The organism is Variovorax sp. J22G73 (assembly GCF_030317035.1).
GTDB lineage: Bacteria > Pseudomonadota > Gammaproteobacteria > Burkholderiales > Burkholderiaceae_C > Variovorax.
Genome location: NZ_JASZYK010000002.1, coordinates 526,790 through 544,298 on the forward strand (window position 1 = coordinate 526,790; position 17,509 = coordinate 544,298).

General features: G+C 68.7%; 15 protein-coding genes. 10 read left to right on the forward strand and 5 right to left on the reverse strand.

Features of this window, described 5'->3' with window-relative positions:
* Positions 1-24: 24 nt before the first annotated feature.
* Positions 25-363, reverse strand: a complete 339-nt coding sequence (locus QTI51_RS10450) for a P-II family nitrogen regulator (protein WP_116907431.1) — start codon at positions 361-363, stop codon at positions 25-27.
* Positions 360-2,057 carry an NAD+ synthase gene (locus QTI51_RS10455; protein ID WP_286515865.1) on the reverse strand — a complete coding sequence of 566 codons (1,698 nt, stop codon included), beginning with the start codon at positions 2,055-2,057 and terminating at the stop codon, positions 360-362. Before QTI51_RS10455 ends, QTI51_RS10450 begins: the two co-directional genes overlap by 4 nt.
* A 19-nt stretch (positions 2,058-2,076) precedes the next feature.
* On the opposite strand from QTI51_RS10455, the gene QTI51_RS10460 reads away from it, so the two are divergent.
* Complete coding sequence (locus QTI51_RS10460; protein WP_116907429.1) at positions 2,077-3,240, forward strand: GNAT family N-acetyltransferase; 1,164 nt, start codon at positions 2,077-2,079, stop codon at positions 3,238-3,240.
* Between the two features lie 90 nt (positions 3,241-3,330).
* Positions 3,331-4,083, forward strand: coding sequence for a hypothetical protein (locus QTI51_RS10465; RefSeq protein ID WP_116907428.1), 753 nt, complete (start codon positions 3,331-3,333; stop codon positions 4,081-4,083).
* Between the two features lie 74 nt (positions 4,084-4,157).
* On the opposite strand, the gene ppa is transcribed toward QTI51_RS10465, so the two are convergent.
* Positions 4,158-4,685, reverse strand: coding sequence for an inorganic diphosphatase (ppa, locus tag QTI51_RS10470; protein ID WP_116907427.1), 528 nt, complete (start codon positions 4,683-4,685; stop codon positions 4,158-4,160).
* A 254-nt stretch (positions 4,686-4,939) separates the two neighbouring features.
* Here ppa and QTI51_RS10475 point away from each other — a divergent pair, with 254 nt between their 5' ends.
* The 7 genes from QTI51_RS10475 to QTI51_RS10505 all read left to right on the forward strand — a co-directional run bounded on the left by QTI51_RS10475 (position 4,940) and on the right by QTI51_RS10505 (position 15,099).
* Positions 4,940-7,498, forward strand: coding sequence for a sodium-translocating pyrophosphatase (locus QTI51_RS10475; protein ID WP_116907849.1), 2,559 nt, complete (start codon positions 4,940-4,942; stop codon positions 7,496-7,498).
* A gap of 61 nt (positions 7,499-7,559) precedes the next feature.
* Positions 7,560-9,461 (forward strand): YhgE/Pip domain-containing protein, encoded by a 1,902-nt coding sequence (locus tag QTI51_RS10480; RefSeq protein WP_286515864.1) that lies wholly within the window; start codon positions 7,560-7,562, stop codon positions 9,459-9,461.
* Between the two features lie 52 nt (positions 9,462-9,513).
* Positions 9,514-10,275 (forward strand): MerR family transcriptional regulator, encoded by a 762-nt coding sequence (locus tag QTI51_RS10485; RefSeq protein WP_116907425.1) that lies wholly within the window; start codon positions 9,514-9,516, stop codon positions 10,273-10,275.
* 4 nt (positions 10,276-10,279) lie between these two features.
* A complete protein-coding gene (locus tag QTI51_RS10490; RefSeq protein ID WP_286515863.1) occupies positions 10,280-11,737 on the forward strand; it encodes a TolC family protein in 1,458 nt (485 codons plus the stop codon).
* The gene (locus QTI51_RS10495; RefSeq protein ID WP_116907424.1) at positions 11,737-12,741 is read left to right on the forward strand and encodes an HlyD family secretion protein; all 1,005 of its coding nucleotides are present in this window, start codon (positions 11,737-11,739) and stop codon (positions 12,739-12,741) included. The genes QTI51_RS10490 and QTI51_RS10495 overlap by 1 nt, the downstream gene beginning before the upstream one ends.
* A 22-nt stretch (positions 12,742-12,763) precedes the next feature.
* Positions 12,764-13,948, forward strand: a complete 1,185-nt coding sequence (locus QTI51_RS10500) for an ABC transporter permease (protein ID WP_116907423.1) — start codon at positions 12,764-12,766, stop codon at positions 13,946-13,948.
* Positions 13,948-15,099 (forward strand): ABC transporter permease, encoded by a 1,152-nt coding sequence (locus QTI51_RS10505; RefSeq protein ID WP_116907847.1) that lies wholly within the window; start codon positions 13,948-13,950, stop codon positions 15,097-15,099. Before QTI51_RS10500 ends, QTI51_RS10505 begins: the two co-directional genes overlap by 1 nt.
* On the opposite strand, the gene QTI51_RS10510 is transcribed toward QTI51_RS10505, so the two are convergent.
* Positions 15,096-15,728: a TetR/AcrR family transcriptional regulator gene (locus QTI51_RS10510; RefSeq protein WP_116907422.1), complete on the reverse strand. Its 633-nt coding sequence runs from the start codon at positions 15,726-15,728 to the stop codon at positions 15,096-15,098. The genes QTI51_RS10505 and QTI51_RS10510 overlap by 4 nt on opposite strands.
* Before the next feature lie 143 nt (positions 15,729-15,871).
* On the opposite strand from QTI51_RS10510, the gene QTI51_RS10515 reads away from it, so the two are divergent.
* Positions 15,872-16,723, forward strand: coding sequence for a metal-dependent hydrolase (locus QTI51_RS10515; protein ID WP_116907421.1), 852 nt, complete (start codon positions 15,872-15,874; stop codon positions 16,721-16,723).
* 10 nt (positions 16,724-16,733) lie between these two features.
* Here the strand turns inward: QTI51_RS10515 and QTI51_RS10520 are convergent, their stop codons facing one another.
* Positions 16,734-17,321: a hypothetical protein gene (locus QTI51_RS10520; RefSeq protein ID WP_116907420.1), complete on the reverse strand. Its 588-nt coding sequence runs from the start codon at positions 17,319-17,321 to the stop codon at positions 16,734-16,736.
* Positions 17,322-17,509 lie beyond the last annotated feature (188 nt).

A 17,509-nucleotide genomic window follows, 5' to 3' on the forward strand; every position in this document is an offset into this window, starting at 1 on the left:
CCCGTCGCCGGGGGCTTTTTTGTTTCAGACCGCGTTTTCGTTCTCTTCGCCGGTGCGGATGCGCACGATGCGGTCCACGCTGGTGACGAAGATCTTGCCGTCGCCGATCTTTCCGGTGCGTGCGGAACTGACGATGGCTTCGATGCAGCGCTCCACATCGGCCTCGTTCACGACCACCTCGACCTTCATCTTGGGCAGGAAGTCGACCACGTATTCGGCGCCGCGGTACAGCTCGGTGTGCCCCTTCTGTCGGCCGAAGCCCTTGACCTCGGTGACGGTCAGGCCGGTGACGCCCACTTCGGCCAAGGCCTCGCGCACGTCCTCAAGCTTGAAGGGTTTGACGATGGCGGTGATCTGCTTCATGGTTTTTGTGCTCCGGCGGTTTCGTTGAATTTGCTGGTGATAGGGTAACGCCAATCCTTGCCGAAGCTTCGATGGGTGACCCGGATGCCTACCGGCGCCTGGCGCCGCTTGTATTCGTTGATCCTGATGAGCCGCGCGACCCGCTCGACCACCGCGCGGTCGTAACCCGCCGCGATGATCTCGTCGATGCCCTCGTCGTCCTGCATGTAGCGTGCCAGGATTCCGTCAAGGATGTCGTAGGGCGGCAGGCTGTCCTGGTCGGTCTGGTCGGGCCGAAGCTCGGCGCTGGGGGGCCGGGTGATGATGCGCTCGGGGATGGGTTGCGAACCCGTGCCGTACGGGTCGTGGGCGTTGCGCCAGCGGGCCAGCGCGAACACCGTGGTCTTCAGCAGGTCCTTGATGACCGCGAAGCCGCCCGCCATGTCGCCGTACAGCGTGCAGTAGCCGGTGGCCATTTCGCTCTTGTTGCCCGTGGTGAGCACGATGGCGCCGAACTTGTTCGACAGCGCCATCAGCAGCGTGCCGCGGATGCGGGCCTGGATGTTTTCCTCCGCCGTGTCCTCGGGCCGGCCCTTGAATTCCCCAGCCAAAGCGCCCTTGAACGACTCGAAGGTGTCCTTGATGGAAATCTCGTCGTAGCGCACGCCCAGCCGGGCGGCCATGTCGCGCGCGTCGATCCAGCTGATGTCCGCGGTGTAGGGCGACGGCATCATCACCGCGCGCACCTTGTCCTTGCCCAGTGCATCGACCGCGATGGCAAGCACCAATGCGGAGTCGATGCCGCCTGAAAGCCCCAGGATGGCGCCCGGAAAACCGTTCTTGCCGATGTAGTCGCGCACGCCCAGCACCAGCGCGTCCCACAGCTGGGCCTCGGCGTCGCGCGGGGCGGCGATGTCGGTGGGCGCCGCCACGAACCCGACAATGCCCTGCCCCGTGCGCTCCAGCTGCGCGAACAGCAGCCGCTCCCGGAAGCTCTCGGCCTGCATGGCGACGGCGCCATCGGCCTGCAGCGCGAAGGAGGCGCCGTCGAACACCACCTCGTCCTGCCCGCCGACCAGGTGCGCATAGACCAGCGGCAGCCCCGCGGCCCGCGCCCGCTCGGCCATGCGCGCGACGCGCTCGCCCTCCTTGCCGACGTGGTACGGCGAGGCATTGATCACCGCCAGCACCTCGGCGCCGCTTTCGCGGGCCAGCTCGGCCGGCTGGTCGAACCAGGCGTCCTCGCAGATCAGCAGCCCGACCGAGACACCGCCCGCATCGAACACGCAGGTGCCCTGCCCCGGCGTGAAGTAGCGGCGCTCGTCGAACACCTGGTAGTTGGGCAGCTCGCGCTTGGCGTAGGTCTCGAGGATGCGGCCCTCCTTGATCACGCTGGCCGCGTTGTGGCGCAGCTGCACCGCCACGGAGCGGCTGCGCAGGCTGCCGCCGGTCGGATGCCCCACCACCACGACCATGTCTTTGAGGTCGGCCAAAGCGGCGGCAATGCCTTTCACGGCATCATCACAGGCTTCGGTGAAGGCGGGACGGAGGAACAGGTCCTCCGCCGCGTAGCCGGCAATCGAGAGTTCGGGCGTCAACAGCAGGCGCGCGCCCTGGGCATGGGCCTGGCGCGCGGCGTCGACGATCTTCTTCGCGTTGCCGACGAGGTCGCCCACCACAAAATTGAGTTGCGCGATGGCGAGCTTGAGCGTCATACAGAAGGAAGAAAAAGGCTTGAACGATTATGTCATTCGGGTTCTGTCGTCGCCGTCGGACGTGAGCGCGCAAGCCTGGAACGCGCTGCTCGCGGCGCAGGCCGAGCCCTCGCCTTTCATGCGCCACGAATACCTCGTGGCACTGAACGACAGCCGCAGCGCCACGCCCGAAAGCGGCTGGATGCCGCAGTTCGTCACGCTGTGGCAAGGCGACGAGTTGCACGCGGCGTGCCCGTTCTACATCAAGGACCATTCGTACGGCGAGTACGTGTTCGACTGGGCCTGGGCCAACGCCTACGAGCAGCACGGCCTGGCTTACTACCCCAAGGCCGTGGTCGCGGTGCCGTTCACGCCCGTGCCCGGCACGCGCCTGCTGGCGCGCGACGCGGCCAGCCGCACGCTGCTGGTGCAGGGCCTGGTGGCGCTGTGCAAGCAGGAAGAGCTGTCGTCGCTGCACCTGCTGTTCGGCGCCGAGGCCGACATTGCCGCCTGCACCGAGGCCGGGCTCATGCTGCGCAACACGGTGCAGTTCCACTGGACGAACGCGGGCTACGCCCACTTCGACGCCTTTCTCGCCAGCCTGTCGCACGACAAGCGCAAGAAGATCCGCCAGGAGCGCCGCAAGGTGGCCGACGCGGGCGTGAGCTTTCGGTGGTCGCGCGGAGCCGACATTTCAAAGGCCGACTGGGACTTCTTCTACCGCTGCTACGAGCGCACCTACCGCGAGCACGGCAACCCGCCCTACCTCACGCGCGACTTCTTCCGGCGCATGGCCGCCACGATGCCCGAGGCCTGGCTACTGTTCGTAGCCGAGCGCGACGGCAAGCCGATGGCCGCCAGCCTGATCGCCCTGTCGACCGAACCCGACGCGCCACTGGTGGCCTATGGTCGCTACTGGGGCGCGCTGGAGCGGGTCGACTGCCTGCACTTCGAGGCCTGCTACTACCAGCCGCTGGCCTGGTGCATCGAGCACGGTGCCGCCCGTTTCGAAGGCGGTGCCCAGGGCGAGCACAAGATGGCGCGCGCCCTGATGCCGGTGAAGACCACCAGCGCCCACTGGCTCGCCCACCCGTCGTTCGCCGACGCGGTCGAGCGCTTCCTGGAGCGCGAGGGCCAGGGCGTCGAGAACTACATGGACCACCTGGGCGAGCGCAGCCCGTTCAAGTCCGCCGGACCGTCCTGACGGTTTCGACCGCCCTTTTCCCTTCTGTACCGTGCCATTCGGGGCTGCTATAAACGCGCCCGAATCCATAACAACACAGAGGGAAAACGAATGCCGTTCATCGGACTGGGGCTGCACGTCCTCATCGCGCTGTTCTTCGCCGTGCATGCCATGCGGCATGGCAAGCAGATGTACTGGCTGATCATTCTTTTCAGCTTTCCGCTGCTCGGCAGCGTCGTGTACTTCGTGGTCGAGTACCTGCCCGCCTCGCGCATGCAGCGCACCGCCGGCAAGGTGGCCAGCGCGGCCATCGGCTTCATCGACCCCGAGCGCGAATACCGCGCCGCCGCCGACGCCTACGACCTCGCGCCCACCGCCCAGAACAAGCTGCGCCTGGCCAAGGCCGCGCTCGACCGGGGCCAGGCCGCCGATGCCGTGGGCCACTACCGCGATGCATTGAAGGGCCCGCTCGCGTCCGACCCCGAACTGCAGTTCGGCCTCTCCAGCGCCCTGCTCGCCGCGGGCGGCCCCGCCGCGGGCCGCGAAGCCCTGCAGGCGCTGCAGGCCCTGCGTGCATCGCGCGACGACTACCGCCGCGACGAGGTCGCCGTGCTCACGGCCCGCGCGCTCGCCGCCGACGGCCGGCAACAGGAGGCACGCGAAGCCTTCGACAACGCGCTGAGCCGATACAACACGGTCGAGGCCCGCGCCCGCTACATCGCGTGGCTGGCAGAACAAGGGGATGCCACGGGCGCGAAACGCCAGTGGGACGAGCTCCAGCAGGCGGCACGCCACTGGAACTCGCACGCGCGATCGGTCAATCGCGAGTGGATGCGGCTGGCCTCGGACGCGGTCCGGGCCTGAGCCGCAGGTCCGGGGGACATTGGCATCGGCTTTGCGCGCAATGCCCCCGGACGCTGCCTCACGGCAGCAACAAATTACTTCTGGTACGCGGCGATGCCGTCCAGGATTTCCTTCTTGGCCGACTCGATGCCTTCCCAGCCCAGCACCTTGACCCACTTGCCGGCTTCCAGGTCCTTGTAGTGCTCGAAGAAGTGGCTGATGGCCTTCAGGCGCATCGGGTTCACGTCGTCCACCGACTTCCAGTGGCTGTAGATCGGCAGCACCTTGTCGGTTGGCACTGCCAGCACCTTGCCGTCCACGCCGGCTTCGTCTTCCATCATCAGGATGCCCAGGGGGCGGCACGGCACCACCACGCCCGGCAGCAGCGGGTACGGCGCGATCACCAGCACGTCGACCGGGTCGCCGTCGCCCGACAGGGTCTGCGGCACGTAGCCGTAGTTGGCCGGGTAGTACATGGCCGTCGTCATGAAACGGTCGACGAAGATCGCGCCCGATTCCTTGTCGACTTCGTACTTGATCGGGTCGGCGTTCATCGGGATTTCGATCACGACGTTGAAGGCATCGGGGACATTCTTGCCGGGGGAAACTTTGTCGAAGGACATGACGTTTTTCGAGTAGTTGAAAAGTATGAGAAGGATGGGGACAAACCCGGAGTTTACTTTCCGTGTCACCGGACGGTCGCACGCGAGCGCGTTTTTGCCTGTAAATTGCAACCGTTGGCCAATCGGCTCCGCACCACCGGTGCAGTGAGCTTCGAGGAAGCAACGCGGCGGAAAACATGTCCCGTACGCGTTGCACGCAGGGTCCATGGTGTCCGTCTCCACAAGTCTTAAACGAACGAATGGAGAAGCAAAGCATGATCGGCAACACCCCCTTGATACTGGCCATCGTCTGCGGCCTCGTGGCCGTGGCCTACGGTTTCTGGGCCCGAAGTTGGATCCTGGCGAAAGACCCCGGCAACGCCCGCATGCAGGAGATTGCGGCGGCCATCCAGGCCGGTGCCTCCGCCTACCTCGCCAAGCAGTACAGCACCATCGCCATCGTGGGCGTGGTGCTGGCCATCCTCATCGCGATCTTTCTCGACCTGACCACAGCCGTCGGCTTCGTGGTGGGCGCGGTGCTGTCGGGCGCCTGCGGCTTCATCGGCATGAACGTGTCGGTGCGCGCCAACGTGCGCACCGCGCAGGCGGCCACGCACGGCATCGGCCCGGCGCTGGACGTCGCCTTTCGCGGCGGCGCCATCACCGGCATGCTGGTGGTGGGCCTGGGCCTCCTGGGCGTGTCGATCTTCTACTGGTTCCTGGCCAGCGCCGGCGTGCCGGCGGGCCAGAGCCTGGCGGGGCTGCTCAACCCGCTGATCGGCTTTGCCTTCGGCTCCTCGCTCATCTCGATCTTCGCGCGGCTCGGCGGCGGCATCTTCACCAAGGGCGCCGACGTCGGTGCCGACCTGGTGGGCAAAGTCGAGGCCGGCATTCCTGAAGACGACCCGCGCAACCCCGCCGTCATTGCCGACAACGTGGGCGACAACGTGGGCGACTGCGCCGGCATGGCCGCCGACCTGTTCGAGACCTACGCCGTGACGCTCATCGCCACCATGGTGCTGGGCGCGCTCATGGTCACCGCCGCGCCCACCAACGCGGTGCTGTACCCGCTGGCGCTGGGCGGCGTGTCGATCATCGCGTCGATCATCGGCTGCTTCTTCGTGAAGGCGTCGCCGGGCATGGTCAACGTGATGCCTGCGCTCTACAAGGGGCTGGCGGTGGCGGGCGTTCTGTCGCTCATCGCGTTCTGGTTCGTCACGAGCTGGTTGATTCCCGACAACGCCATCGCGCCCAGCGGGAGCCAGCTGAAGCTGTTCGGCGCCTGCTTCGTGGGCCTGGCGCTGACGGCCGCGCTGGTGTGGATCACCGAGTACTACACCGGCACGCAGTACAAGCCCGTGCAGCACATCGCGCAGGCCTCCACCACCGGCCACGGCACCAACATCATCGCGGGCCTGGGCGTGTCGATGCGCTCCACCGCGTGGCCGGTGATCTTCGTGTGCATCGCCATCCTGGCGTCGTATTCGCTGGCCGGGCTGTTCGGCATCGCGGTGGCCGCCACGTCGATGCTGAGCATGGCCGGCATCGTGGTCGCGCTGGACGCCTACGGCCCCATCACCGACAACGCCGGCGGCATCGCCGAAATGAGCGACCTGCCCGCCAGCGTGCGTGCCGTGACCGACCCGCTGGACGCGGTCGGCAACACCACCAAGGCCGTGACCAAGGGCTACGCCATCGGCTCGGCCGGACTGGCCTCGCTGGTGCTCTTTGCCGACTACACCCACAAGCTGGAGAGCTTCGGGCTGGCCATCAGCTTCAACCTGAGCGACCCGATGGTGATCGTGGGGCTGTTCATCGGCGGGCTCATTCCCTACCTGTTCGGCGCCATGGCCATGGAGGCCGTGGGCCGAGCGGCCGGCGCGGTGGTGGAAGAAGTGCGCCGCCAGTTCCGCGAGATTCCCGGGATCATGGAAGGCACCGGCAAGCCCGAGTACGGCAAGGCCGTGGGCATGCTGACCGGCGCGGCCATCAAGGAAATGATGATCCCGTCGCTGCTGCCCGTGCTGGTGCCCATCGTGGTGGGGCTGGTGCTGGGGCCGAAGGCGCTGGGCGGGCTGCTGATGGGCACCATCGTCACCGGCCTGTTCGTGGCCATCTCGATGTGCACCGGCGGCGGCGCGTGGGACAACGCCAAGAAGTACATCGAGGACGGCCACTTCGGCGGCAAGGGCAGCGAGACGCACAAGGCCGCCGTCACCGGCGACACGGTGGGCGACCCCTACAAGGACACCGCCGGCCCGGCCGTGAACCCGCTGATCAAGATCATCAACATCGTGGCGCTGCTCATCGTGCCGCTGGTGGTGAAGTTCCACGCCGGCGATGCGGCGGCGGCCGCGCCGACGAAGATCGAGACACCGCCTGCTGCCATGGCGCCCGCGGCCATGGCACCTGCTGCACCTGCTGTGCCTGCTGCTCCTGCTGCGCCTGCCACGTCATCCACGCCCGCGGCCGTTGTCGCCGCGGGGGCCGTGTCCGCGGTGGAAGCGGCGGCAGTGAAGGTCGAGAACGGCGTCGTCAAGTTCTACTTCGCCAGCGCCAGCTCCGAAGTGGCGCCCAACGCCAAGGAGGCGCTGGCCGACGTCATCAAGGCCGTGCAAAGCGGCAGCACCGTGCTGGTGAGCGGCTACCACGACGCCAGCGGCGACCCGGCCAAGAACGCCGAGCTGGCCAAGCAGCGCGCCATGGCCGTGAGCGATGCGTTGAAGGCGGCCGGCGCGCCCGAAGACAAGATCGAGCTGGCCAAGCCCGAGCAGTCGCAGGCCGACGGCCCGCCGTCGGAGGCACGCCGGGTCGAGGTCAAGGTCAAGCCCTGACCCGCGAGGGCGGGCCTGTCGCCAGGGCGCTTCGAATACATCCGCCCGAACACCCCCGCCCATGCGATACCTCCACGCCCTCTTCGCCGGCACCTGGGCCATCGCACGGGCCGAACTGGCGATCGTGCGGCGCTTTCCGCGCATCCTGCTGGCCGTGGTGGCGGTGGGCGTGGTGCCGGCCATCTATGCGCTGATCTACCTCACGAGCGTGTGGGACCCGGCGGGCCACACCGCCGACCTGCCGGCCGCCATCGTGAACCAGGACCGGGGCGTGACCTACATGGCGCACTCGGTGAACGTGGGCGAAGAGCTCACGCGCACCCTGCCCGAAAAGCGCGCCTTCGGCTTTCGCACCATGACCGACCCCGAGGCCGCGCGCGCCGAGGTGCGGCGCGGCACGCTCGCCTTCGCCCTGCTGATTCCGGCCGACTTCAGCGCTAATGCCGTGCCCGGCACGCAGCGCGGCGCGGGCCAGCTGGTGGTCTACACCTCGGAGGGCAACAACTACAGCTCGGCCGGCCTGGCCCGGCGCTTCGCGGGCGAGCTGGGCCACCAGGTGAACGAGATGCTCAACGAGCAGCGCTGGGGCCTGGTGCTGAACGCCGCCGCCGGCTCGCAGCAGCGGCTGGAGCAGCTCAAGCAGGCGCTGCTGCAACTGCGCGACGGCAGCCAGGCGCTGGCCAACGGCGCCATCCAGTACAGCGCCGCGGCGCAGCAGGTGGGGCGCGGCTTCAAGCAGGTGAACGGCGGCATCCGCACCATCCAGTCGAAGCTGCCGGCCGATGCCGACCTGCACGCCCTGAAGTCCGGCGCGCAGCAGTTGAGCGCGGGTCAGCGCGAGCTGGGCAGCGGGCTCGCGCAGATCGGCGACGGGCTCGACCAGCTGGGCACCGGTGCCGGCCAGCTGGGCGACGGCGCGCGAAAGATGCAGAAGGAGTCCGCCGACATTCCCTTCGTCGGCGACCGGCTCGCCCGGGGCGCCGGTGAACTGGCCGCTGGCGCCGACAAGCTGCGCGGCGGCATCGGACAGGCCCAGTCCGCCATGACCCAGGCCGAGGACGGCAACAGGAAGCTGGTGACCGGCGCCACGGCCCTCGAAGGCGGCGTCGGCAAGCTCACCGACGGCATGGGCGCGCTGTCCGCAGGCATCCGCACCATGGCCGGCAAGCTGCCCGAAGACCGCAAGCTCGACGAGTTCGTGCAGGGCGGCACGCAGCTGTCGCAAGGGGCGCAGCGCCTGCTGACCGGCGTGCGCACCATCGAGGCCGCCCTGCCCGCCTCCATCACCCGCATCGAGGGCAGCGCCTCGGGCCTGGCGGATTCGGTGGAGCCCAAGGTCGAGGTGGTGGCGCCGGTGGCCAACAACGGCAGCGCCTTCGTGCCCAACATGGTGTCGGTGGCGCTGTGGATCGGCGCGGTGATGGCCGGCTACCTGTTCAACATGCGCATCGTGCTGACCGACCACACGCACTACCCCAAGCTGGCGAAGACGCTGGGCAAGATCACCATGCCCGCGCTCATCGTGCTGCTGCAGGTGGCGCTGGTGCTGGCCACGCTGCTGGGCGTGCTGCAGGTGCAGGCGCCGCGCGTGGGGGCGCTGGCGCTCACCATGGTGCTGGCGTCGCTGGTGTTCCTGGTGGTGCTCTTCGCCATCCTGCATGTGTTCGGCGACTTCGGCCGCATCCTGACGGTGCTGCTGCTCACGCTGCAGCTGTCGGCCGGTGGCGGCGTGCTGCCGGTGGAGCTGTCGGCGGGCTTCTTTCGCGACGTGCACAGCTGGCTGCCCTTCAGCTGGGTGGTGCAGGCCTTTCGCGCGGTGATGTTCGGCGCCTTCGACAACGGATGGGCGCATGCCTGCGGCGTGGTGCTGCTGTCGGGCGCGGTGGCCGTGGGGCTGATGGCGCTGTTCGGCAAGTGGAAGGAAGTGCTGCCGGCCGACTACAAGCCGACCATCCAGGTCTGAGGGCCGGGGCTTGGTCGATGTGACATTCACGATGTAACATTCGGCCCGTCACATGAACACCGTCACCGTCACACCTGCAACCAAGGCCGCTACGGCAGCCACGGCCGCCACGACCGCCACGCAAGACCTCTCCATCGAGCGGCTGGCGGCCAGCACGGGCGTCACGGTGCGCAACATCCGCGCGTACACCACGGCCGGCCTGCTGCCGCCGCCGTTGCTGCGCGGCCGCCTGGGCCTGTACGGCGACGAGCACGCGCAGCGCCTGGCGCTGATCCGCGAACTGCGCGACCAGGGCTTCGGCATCGAGGCCATCCGCCGCATCTTCACGCGGGCGCCGGCTTCTTCGTGGCCCGACCTGGTGGCGGTGGCGCGCTCGGTGTCGGGCAGCCTGTTCGCCGAAGAGACCCCGGTGGTCGTGTCGGCCAAGGCGCTCGCCGCCAAGTGGAAGGGCCAGATGACGCCCGCCCTCCTCGCGCGCGCCACCAAGGCCGGCCTGATGCGCGAGCTGCCCGACGGCAAGGTGCAGATGCTGAGCCCCGCGCTCGGCCAGGTGGCCGAACAGCTCGCCGCGCTCGGCCTGCCGCTGGACCAGGTCATCGGCATGCAGGAAACCATGGCGCGCACGCTGCGCACGGTGGCGCGCCACTGGCTGCGCACGCTGGCCGACAGCCTGCTGAGCGGCGACGCCCTCGATGCCGAGCGCCTGGCGCAGCTGCTCGAAAAGGCGCGCCCGCTCGCCACCGGCGCGGTGCAGGCCGCGTTCCCCGTGATCCTGCAGCAGGAGCTCGACGCCCTGCTGCGCAAGGCAGCCTGAAACGATGCAACGACCTCGCCACGCCCTCCTTCCTTCGCTGCTCCTGCTGCCGGCCCTGCTTGGCATCGGCGCGCCGGGCTTTGCACAGACCCAAGCGCAAACGCAAGTGCAGATGCAGCCCCGCACCGATCCCCTCTCCCTGAGCTTCGACGCAGCCCGCGCCCGCATGGTCGACCGCTCCGACAAGCTCGCCGCCGCGCGCGCGGCGGTCGAGGCCAAAGAGCTGCAGGGCGAAGGCGTGAAGGGCCTGGGCGGGCCGGTGGTCAGCATCTCGGGCCTCGCCTATGCGTACAACGCCAACCTGAACCTCGACCTCGATCCGCTCAACCAGAAGCTGGGGCAGATCGGCTCGGCGCTGCCTTCGTCGATCCAGAACGTCATCTCTCGCGTGCCGATTCCGCAACTGCCCAACAGCTACACGCTGAACCGGCACGACACCGGCACCAACACCTCGATCTCGGCCGTATGGCCGCTCTACGTGGGCGGCGCGACCGACGCGGTGCGCGGCTTTGTTTCGGCGCAAACGCGCGAGGCCCAGGCCGACGCCGAGCAGGCCGGCCACGAGGTCGACACGCTGCTGGTGCAGCGCTACTTCGGCGCGCAACTCGCGCAGCGCGCGGCCACGCTGCGCGGGCAGGCCGAGCGCACCATCGCCCAGCACGACGCGGCGGCGCAGAAGATGCTCGCGGCCGGTGTCATCTCGCGCGTCGAGCGGCTGCAGGCCAGCGCGGCCTACGAAGAGGCGCGCCGCAATGCACGCAAGGCCGAAGATGACGCGGCACTCGCCGCCGTTGCGCTCGCGCGCACGGTGCGCGCCGACGGCAGCGTGGCGCCGCAGACGCCGCTCTTCGTCATCAGCACGCCGGTGGAGCCGCTGGGCTACTTCATCGATTCGGCGCTCACGCGCCATCCCGGCCTCGGCAAGGTCGCGGCCAAGAAGTCGCAGGCCGAGCAGTTGCACGAAGGCGAAGAGGCGCTGCGCCGGCCGCAGGTCATCGCCTTCGGCACGCGCGAGCTCAAGAGCGGCAACGCCGACTGGGTGGCCGGCATCGGCGTGCGCTGGACGCTGTACGACTCGGTCGACCGCAGCGCGCTGTCGGCCTCCTCGCTCAAGCAGATCGAGCAGGCCGAGCGCACCGATGCGCAGGCGCGCAGCGACATCTCGCTGCTGGTCGAGCGCAACTGGCGCGCGCTGGAAAACGCGCGGCGCCAGTACATGGAGATGAAGGCCTCGGTCGAGCTGGCGCAGGAGGTGGTCAGGCTGCGCGTGTCGGGGCTGCGCGAAGGCACGAGCACCACGCTCGACCTGATCGACGCCGAGACCAACCAGGCCAAGGTGCTGACCGAACGCGCCCAGGCCGCCAACGACTACGTGCAGGCGCTGGCCCAGTTGCTCGAGAGCGCGGGCATTTCCGACAGGTTTTCCGACTACATCGCACGTGCCGACGTGAAGGTGAATTGATGATGAGTGCCAAGACCCGACAACTGATCGCGATTTTTGCCGGCCTGCTCGTGCTGGCGCTGCTGGCGTGGGGCTTCTGGCGCGCGTCGCAGCCCGCGCCCGAGGTGTTCCAGGGCCAGATGGAAGCACGCGAGACCGACGTGGCCGGCAAGGTGACTGCGCGCGTGGCCGAGGTGCTGGTGAAGGAAGGCGACCGCATCCAGGCTGGCGCGGTGCTGGTTCGCATGGACAGCCCCGAGGTGCGCGCCAAGCTCGCGCAGGCCACCGCCGCCGAACAGGCCGCGCAAGCCGTGGCAGACAAGGCGCAGAACGGTGCACGTCCGCAAGAGGTCGAGATGGCGCGCATGCAGTGGCAGCGCGCGGAAACCGCCGCGCAGCTCGCGCAGACCTCGTTCCGCCGCGTCGACGGGCTGGCGCGCGAAGGCCTGGTGGCCGACCAGAAGCGCGACGAGGCCGAAGCCAACTGGAAGGCCTCGCGCGACGCCGCCATCGCGGCCAAGGCGCAGTACGACATGGCGCGCAGCGGCGCCCGCCCCGAAGACAGGGCCGCCGCCAGCGCGCAGGCCCGGCAGGTGGCCGGCGTGGTGGCCGAAGCCGAGGCCGCCAAGGCCGAGACCGAGCTGCGCAGCCCCGTCGGCGGCGAGGTGGCCAAGGTGCTGGCCAAGGTGGGCGAGCTGTCGCCGCAGGGCGTGGCGGTGGTCACCGTGGTCGACCTGAACGACCAGTGGGTGGTGCTGAACGTGCGCGAAGACCGGCTCTCGCGCTTCGCGGTCGGCAGCGAGTTCGACGCGAGGCTGCCGGCGCTGGCCAACCGCGACGAGAAGCCCGAGGGCCGGCCGCGCGCGCGCTTCAAGGTCTACTACAGCGCCGCCCTGCCCGACTTCGCCACCTGGCGCGCCACGCGCGGCGGTGCCGGCTTCGACGTGCGCACCTTCGAGGTCCGCGCGCGGCCGCTGCAGCCCATCGAGGGTGCGCGCCCCGGCATGAGCGTGCTGGTGAACTGAGCCCGCAAGGCCTGCTCGCACCATGAGCCTCCGCGGCTTTTCCGCAGCCAGCGCACGGCGCGAATTCGCGCTGCTGCGCACGCGCCCCTGGGACCTGGCGATGGTCTCGTGGGTGCCGCTGCTCGCGGTGCTGCTGATCTGGTGGATCTTCTCGGCCGGCCTGCCCGAGCGCCTGCCGATCGGGGTGCTCGACCAAGACCATTCCTCGCTGTCGCGCCAGCTGGTGCGCTTTCTGGACGCCACGCCCGGCCTGCGCGTGGTGCAGGAGTTCAGCGACGCAGGCGAGATGGCGCGCGCGCTCACCAGCGGCGCGGTCGACGCCGCGGTTCAACTGCCGCGCGAGCTGAGCCGGGACGTGAAGCAGGGCCGCGTCGGCCAGGTCGTGCTGCTGCACAACGCGCAGCTGGGCACGCATTCGAGCCTCATACAGCGCGACGTGCGCACGGCCGTGGCCACGGTGTCGGGTGGCGTCGAGCTCGCGGTGCGCAACAAGCGCGGCGAGTCGATGCGCGCGGCGCGCGTCAGCATGGAACCCATCAAGGCGAGCATGGTCGCGCTGTTCAACACCTCGACCGACTACGAGCAGTTCCTGGGCGCCGCGCTGATTCCGGCGGTGCTGCACATCCTGGCGATGACCGCCGGCGCATGGGCGGTGGGCCGCGAGCTGCGCGACCGCAGCATCGGCGCGTGGCTGGGCGCCGCGCCGCGCTGGCACGAGGCACTGGCCGCGCTGGCGGGCAAGCTGGCGCTGCCGTTCGCGAGCCTGTCTGCGGTGGCCGTCGCGGCCATGCTGTGGATCACGGCCGGGCGTGGCTGGCACCCGGTCGGCTCGCTCGGCTGGACGCTGATTGCGCTGGTGGTGTTCATCGCGCTGTCGATCGCGCTCGGCGCGTTCGTGTCGGGCCTCACGCGCTCGCTGCGCACCGCGCTGTCGGCCACGGGCTTCATCACGGCGCCGGCGTTCGCGTTCGGCGGGGTGGGCTTTCCGCTGGTGGCCATGCCTTTCTTCGCGCAGCTGTGGGCCACCCTGCTGCCCTACACCCACTACATCCGCGTGCAGATGGAGCAGTTGCAGATGGGCGCGCCGGTGGCGTATTCGGTGGCGACGCCGCTGTGGATGGTGCTGGGCACCGCCGTGCTGCTGGCCGCGACGGCGGCGGCATTGGTGCGCGCCGCCAGGGCACCCGACAGCTGGGGCGCGCGCTGATGACCGACGAACGCCTCCACCTCGGCGCCGCATGGCGCGACACCGCGCTGGCGGTGCTGCGCGACAAGGGCGTGCTGCTGATCATGCTGCTCGCGCCCATCATCTACGGCTTCTTCTATCCGTGGCCCTACGGCACGCAGGCAGTCACGCGCGTGCCGGTGGCGGTGGTCGACCAGGACCGCAGTTCGCTGTCGCGGCAGGTCGCGCGCTTTGCCATGGCCAACCCGCGGCTGGACGTGCGCATGGTCACCGCCGACGTGCACGAGGCGCAGCAGGCGCTGTGGCGCGGCGAGATCGAAGGCTACGCGCTGCTGCCGGCCGACCTGAAGCGCGACGTGCTGCGCGGCACTTCGGCGGTGGTCACCATCGAGGGCAATGGGGCCTACGCGCTGCTGAACAAGGCAGTGCTCTACGGCTTTTCGGAGGCCGTGGGCACGGTGTCGGCGGGTGTGGAGATTCGCAAGCTGCAGGCCGGCGGCCAGAGCGCGGTGCAGGCGGCGCGCAGCCGCAGCCCGCTGAACACGCAACTGGTCGCGCTCTTCAACCCGACCGAGGGCTACGGCAGCTACGTGGTGCCGGCGGTGGCGCTGCTCATCCTGCAGCAGACGCTGCTGATGGGCGCCGCCATGCTCGCGGGCACCTGGGCCGAGGCCGGACGGCTGCGCGCGGCGATGGGGGCGTGGCTGGGGCGGCTGGGCGCGCTCTCGGGGTTCGGCCTCTTGAGCGGGCTTTTCTATTTCGGCTGGGTGTTCTTCCTGCAGGACTATCCGCGCGGCGGCAACCCGTGGGGGGCACTGGTGCTGCTGGCGTTCTACGTGCCGGCGATCTGCACGGTCGGGCTGCTGCTGGGCTGCTGGTTCCGCGACCGCGAGCGGGCGCTGCAGGTGCTGCTGTTCACCGCCTTGCCGATGGCGTTTCTGTCAGGGTTCTCCTGGCCCGTGGAGGCGCTGCCGGGGCCGCTGCAGGCCCTGCGCTGGCTCTTTCCGAGCACGTCGGGCATCCAGGCCTCGCTGCGGCTCAACCAGATGGGCGCGCCGCTGCACGACGTGCTGCCCTACCTCGGCGTGCTGCTGGCGTTGACGCTCGCCGGGCTGCTGACGCTCTGGGCGGCAGCCAGGCCGCGCCGCACCATCGAAACAACGCGCGTCTAGCGCCGGCTTTCCGCCGCCACCGCGCGCACCAGCCGCGTGGCGGGCGCGACCAGCTCGCGCAGGTCGCCGGCACGGTCCTGCTCGATGGCCTGCAGCACCAGCTCGTTGATGCCGCCCACCACGGTCATCGCCATTTCGCTGGTCAGGTGGACCGCGGGGCCCTGCCCTTCGCCGCCGCTGCTGTTGATGGCGACCTGGATGAAGTTGGCGATCTCGTCGTTCACCCGGCGCCGCACCACGAGGCCCGGCATGCCCAGGCCCAGAATCTCGACGAACAGCGTGCGCAGCAGCACCGGGTCTTGCGCAAGGTAGTCGAAGTAGGCGGTCATGGCCTGCTCGACCTGCGCGTGCCAGGGCTGAACCGGGTCGAAGGCCTCGCTCACCGCCTGCAGGGCGAGGCGGCTGGCGGTCTCGTAGAGCGCGATCAGGCACTCGGTCTTGGTGCTGAAGTGTTCGTAAAAGGTGCGGCGCGACACGGCGGCCTCGCGCACGATGTCGGCAATGGTGGTCTCGGCGTAGCCCTTGGCGGCCACGGCGTGCGCCATGCCCTGCAGCAGGCGCGAGTAGTGCTCGCTGCCGGGGCCGTCGGCGGATTTCGAAGGCGCTGGTTTGTCGATGGTTTCGCTCATTAACCGCACATTTTCCTACGTCTCGGTACTTGACAGTACCAATTCACAATTGCAACATGGAGGCAGCCGGTACGAGGTTGTACCAACCCGAGTCGTACCGATCTTTCTCCGCCGCATCCGCGCACTTTTCGAGGCCTGATTTCATGACCGAACTCGTTGTCCGCCGCCTGCTCATCGACCTGCAATCGCCCTTCGCCCGCAACTGGTGTGGCGGCGACGCATTTTCGAGCGCGTTCTTCAATGCCCTGTCGATGAGCTTCCCCTTCGGCGAGCAGTTCTTCATCGACGCCGTGCGCGACGCAGTCGCCACGCTGCCGCTCGAGGCGCAAGACAAGCACCGTGCCGAGGTGCGCGGCTTCATCGGACAGGAGGCGACGCACCGGCGCATTCATTCGCTCTTCAACAACCACCTGGCCAGCCAGGGCCTGGTGGACGGCTGGACCGAGCGCGCCAGCAAGCGCATGACGCTGATGGAAAACGCCGATCCGCGCCATGCGCTGGCGGTTACCGCGGCCACCGAGCACTTCACGGCGATGTTCGCCGAGTGGCTGCTGGCGCATCCGCAGATCCTCGATGGCGCCGAGCCCCGGCTACGCACCATGTGGCTGTGGCACAGCGCGGAAGAGCTGGAGCACAAGAGCGTGGCCTTCGACATCTACAAGGCCGCGGGCGGCTCCGACGAATGGCGCAAGCGCTGGTTCCGCCGCGTGACCCTGATGTTTCTCGGCGACCTGATGCGCCAGACCGTCGACAACCTGCGCCACGAGAAGCAACTGTGGAAATGGTCGACCTGGAAGAGCGCCGCGCGCATCCTGCTGAGCCGCGACGGCCTGCTGCGCGGCAACGTCGCCGGCTGGCGCAGCTACCTGCGCGCCGACTTTCATCCGGCGCAGCAGGACAGCACGCTGTCGGAACGCTGGCTGGTGGACAACCGGGCGCAGTACACGCCGGTGGGCGCGGCGGCGGAACCCAGCGCCGCGGCTTCGGCGGCGTAGTGCCCGCTGCTCAGTAGAAGCTGGCGCGGTGCGGCGCACCCTTGGCCGCTGGCTGAGGTTCGGGGCGCAGCGACAGGTCGTGCAGCGTGTCGAAGTCGGACGGGGCGTCCGGCACGCGCATGACCACTTCCAGCTCGTGCATCGACGCAACCCAGCGGCCGGCCGGCGATTCGGCCGGCTCGTCGTTGGCGAACACGCCGTCACGGATGTAGAAGACCTCGCCTTCCGGACGCTCGGCGTGCAGCTCGAGCAGGCGGGCAATCGAGAAGTTGTACGTCACCAGCTTCTCGCGCGTCTTGCGGTCCTTGCCACCGCAATTGAACGAGCCTTCGGCGGCGATCACGATGCAGGAACCGTCCACGCCCCCGTCCGCCTCGATCTCGTTGCCTGAGCGCCAAATGGCGTTGGGCACGCGCACGCGGACCTTGTCGATGACCAGGTCGCGTTGCTTGTTGAGGCTGCCCAGTGGCGGCACCAGCGAGCGCAGCTGGCGCAGGCGCTCGGCAAAGTTGTCGTCCATCAGGAATTCGACATGGTGCGTGGCGCTGCCGGACGAGCGCTTGACCACCTGCATGATGACCGGACGCGGTTTAGCCATGGCTGAACCCCTTTGCAAGCGTTGAAATCCATGTCCCGCACGGGGCGTCGATGACGTGGCTGCAATTCATTGGGAATCGACTACAAATTAGAACTTTGGAGTAAATGCAATTTCGTGCATCATTTGTTTCTAACTGTATAGCTATTGCAGCCGCTGTGGAAGCCAATCCGTGACTTTATGCACACGGA

Coding starts and splice junctions, on each gene's coding strand:
- QTI51_RS10450 (WP_116907431.1), bottom strand. CDS start 363: ATGAAGCAGATCACCGCCATCGTCAAACCCTTCAAGCTTGAGGACGTG.
- QTI51_RS10455 (WP_286515865.1), bottom strand. CDS start 2,057: ATGACGCTCAAGCTCGCCATCGCGCAACTCAATTTTGTGGTGGGCGAC.
- QTI51_RS10465 (WP_116907428.1), top strand. CDS start 3,331: ATGCCGTTCATCGGACTGGGGCTGCACGTCCTCATCGCGCTGTTCTTC.
- ppa (WP_116907427.1), bottom strand. CDS start 4,685: ATGTCCTTCGACAAAGTTTCCCCCGGCAAGAATGTCCCCGATGCCTTC.
- QTI51_RS10475 (WP_116907849.1), top strand. CDS start 4,940: ATGATCGGCAACACCCCCTTGATACTGGCCATCGTCTGCGGCCTCGTG.
- QTI51_RS10480 (WP_286515864.1), top strand. CDS start 7,560: ATGCGATACCTCCACGCCCTCTTCGCCGGCACCTGGGCCATCGCACGG.
- QTI51_RS10485 (WP_116907425.1), top strand. CDS start 9,514: ATGAACACCGTCACCGTCACACCTGCAACCAAGGCCGCTACGGCAGCC.
- QTI51_RS10490 (WP_286515863.1), top strand. CDS start 10,280: ATGCAACGACCTCGCCACGCCCTCCTTCCTTCGCTGCTCCTGCTGCCG.
- QTI51_RS10495 (WP_116907424.1), top strand. CDS start 11,737: ATGATGAGTGCCAAGACCCGACAACTGATCGCGATTTTTGCCGGCCTG.
- QTI51_RS10500 (WP_116907423.1), top strand. CDS start 12,764: ATGAGCCTCCGCGGCTTTTCCGCAGCCAGCGCACGGCGCGAATTCGCG.
- QTI51_RS10505 (WP_116907847.1), top strand. CDS start 13,948: ATGACCGACGAACGCCTCCACCTCGGCGCCGCATGGCGCGACACCGCG.
- QTI51_RS10510 (WP_116907422.1), bottom strand. CDS start 15,728: ATGAGCGAAACCATCGACAAACCAGCGCCTTCGAAATCCGCCGACGGC.
- QTI51_RS10515 (WP_116907421.1), top strand. CDS start 15,872: ATGACCGAACTCGTTGTCCGCCGCCTGCTCATCGACCTGCAATCGCCC.
- QTI51_RS10520 (WP_116907420.1), bottom strand. CDS start 17,321: ATGGCTAAACCGCGTCCGGTCATCATGCAGGTGGTCAAGCGCTCGTCC.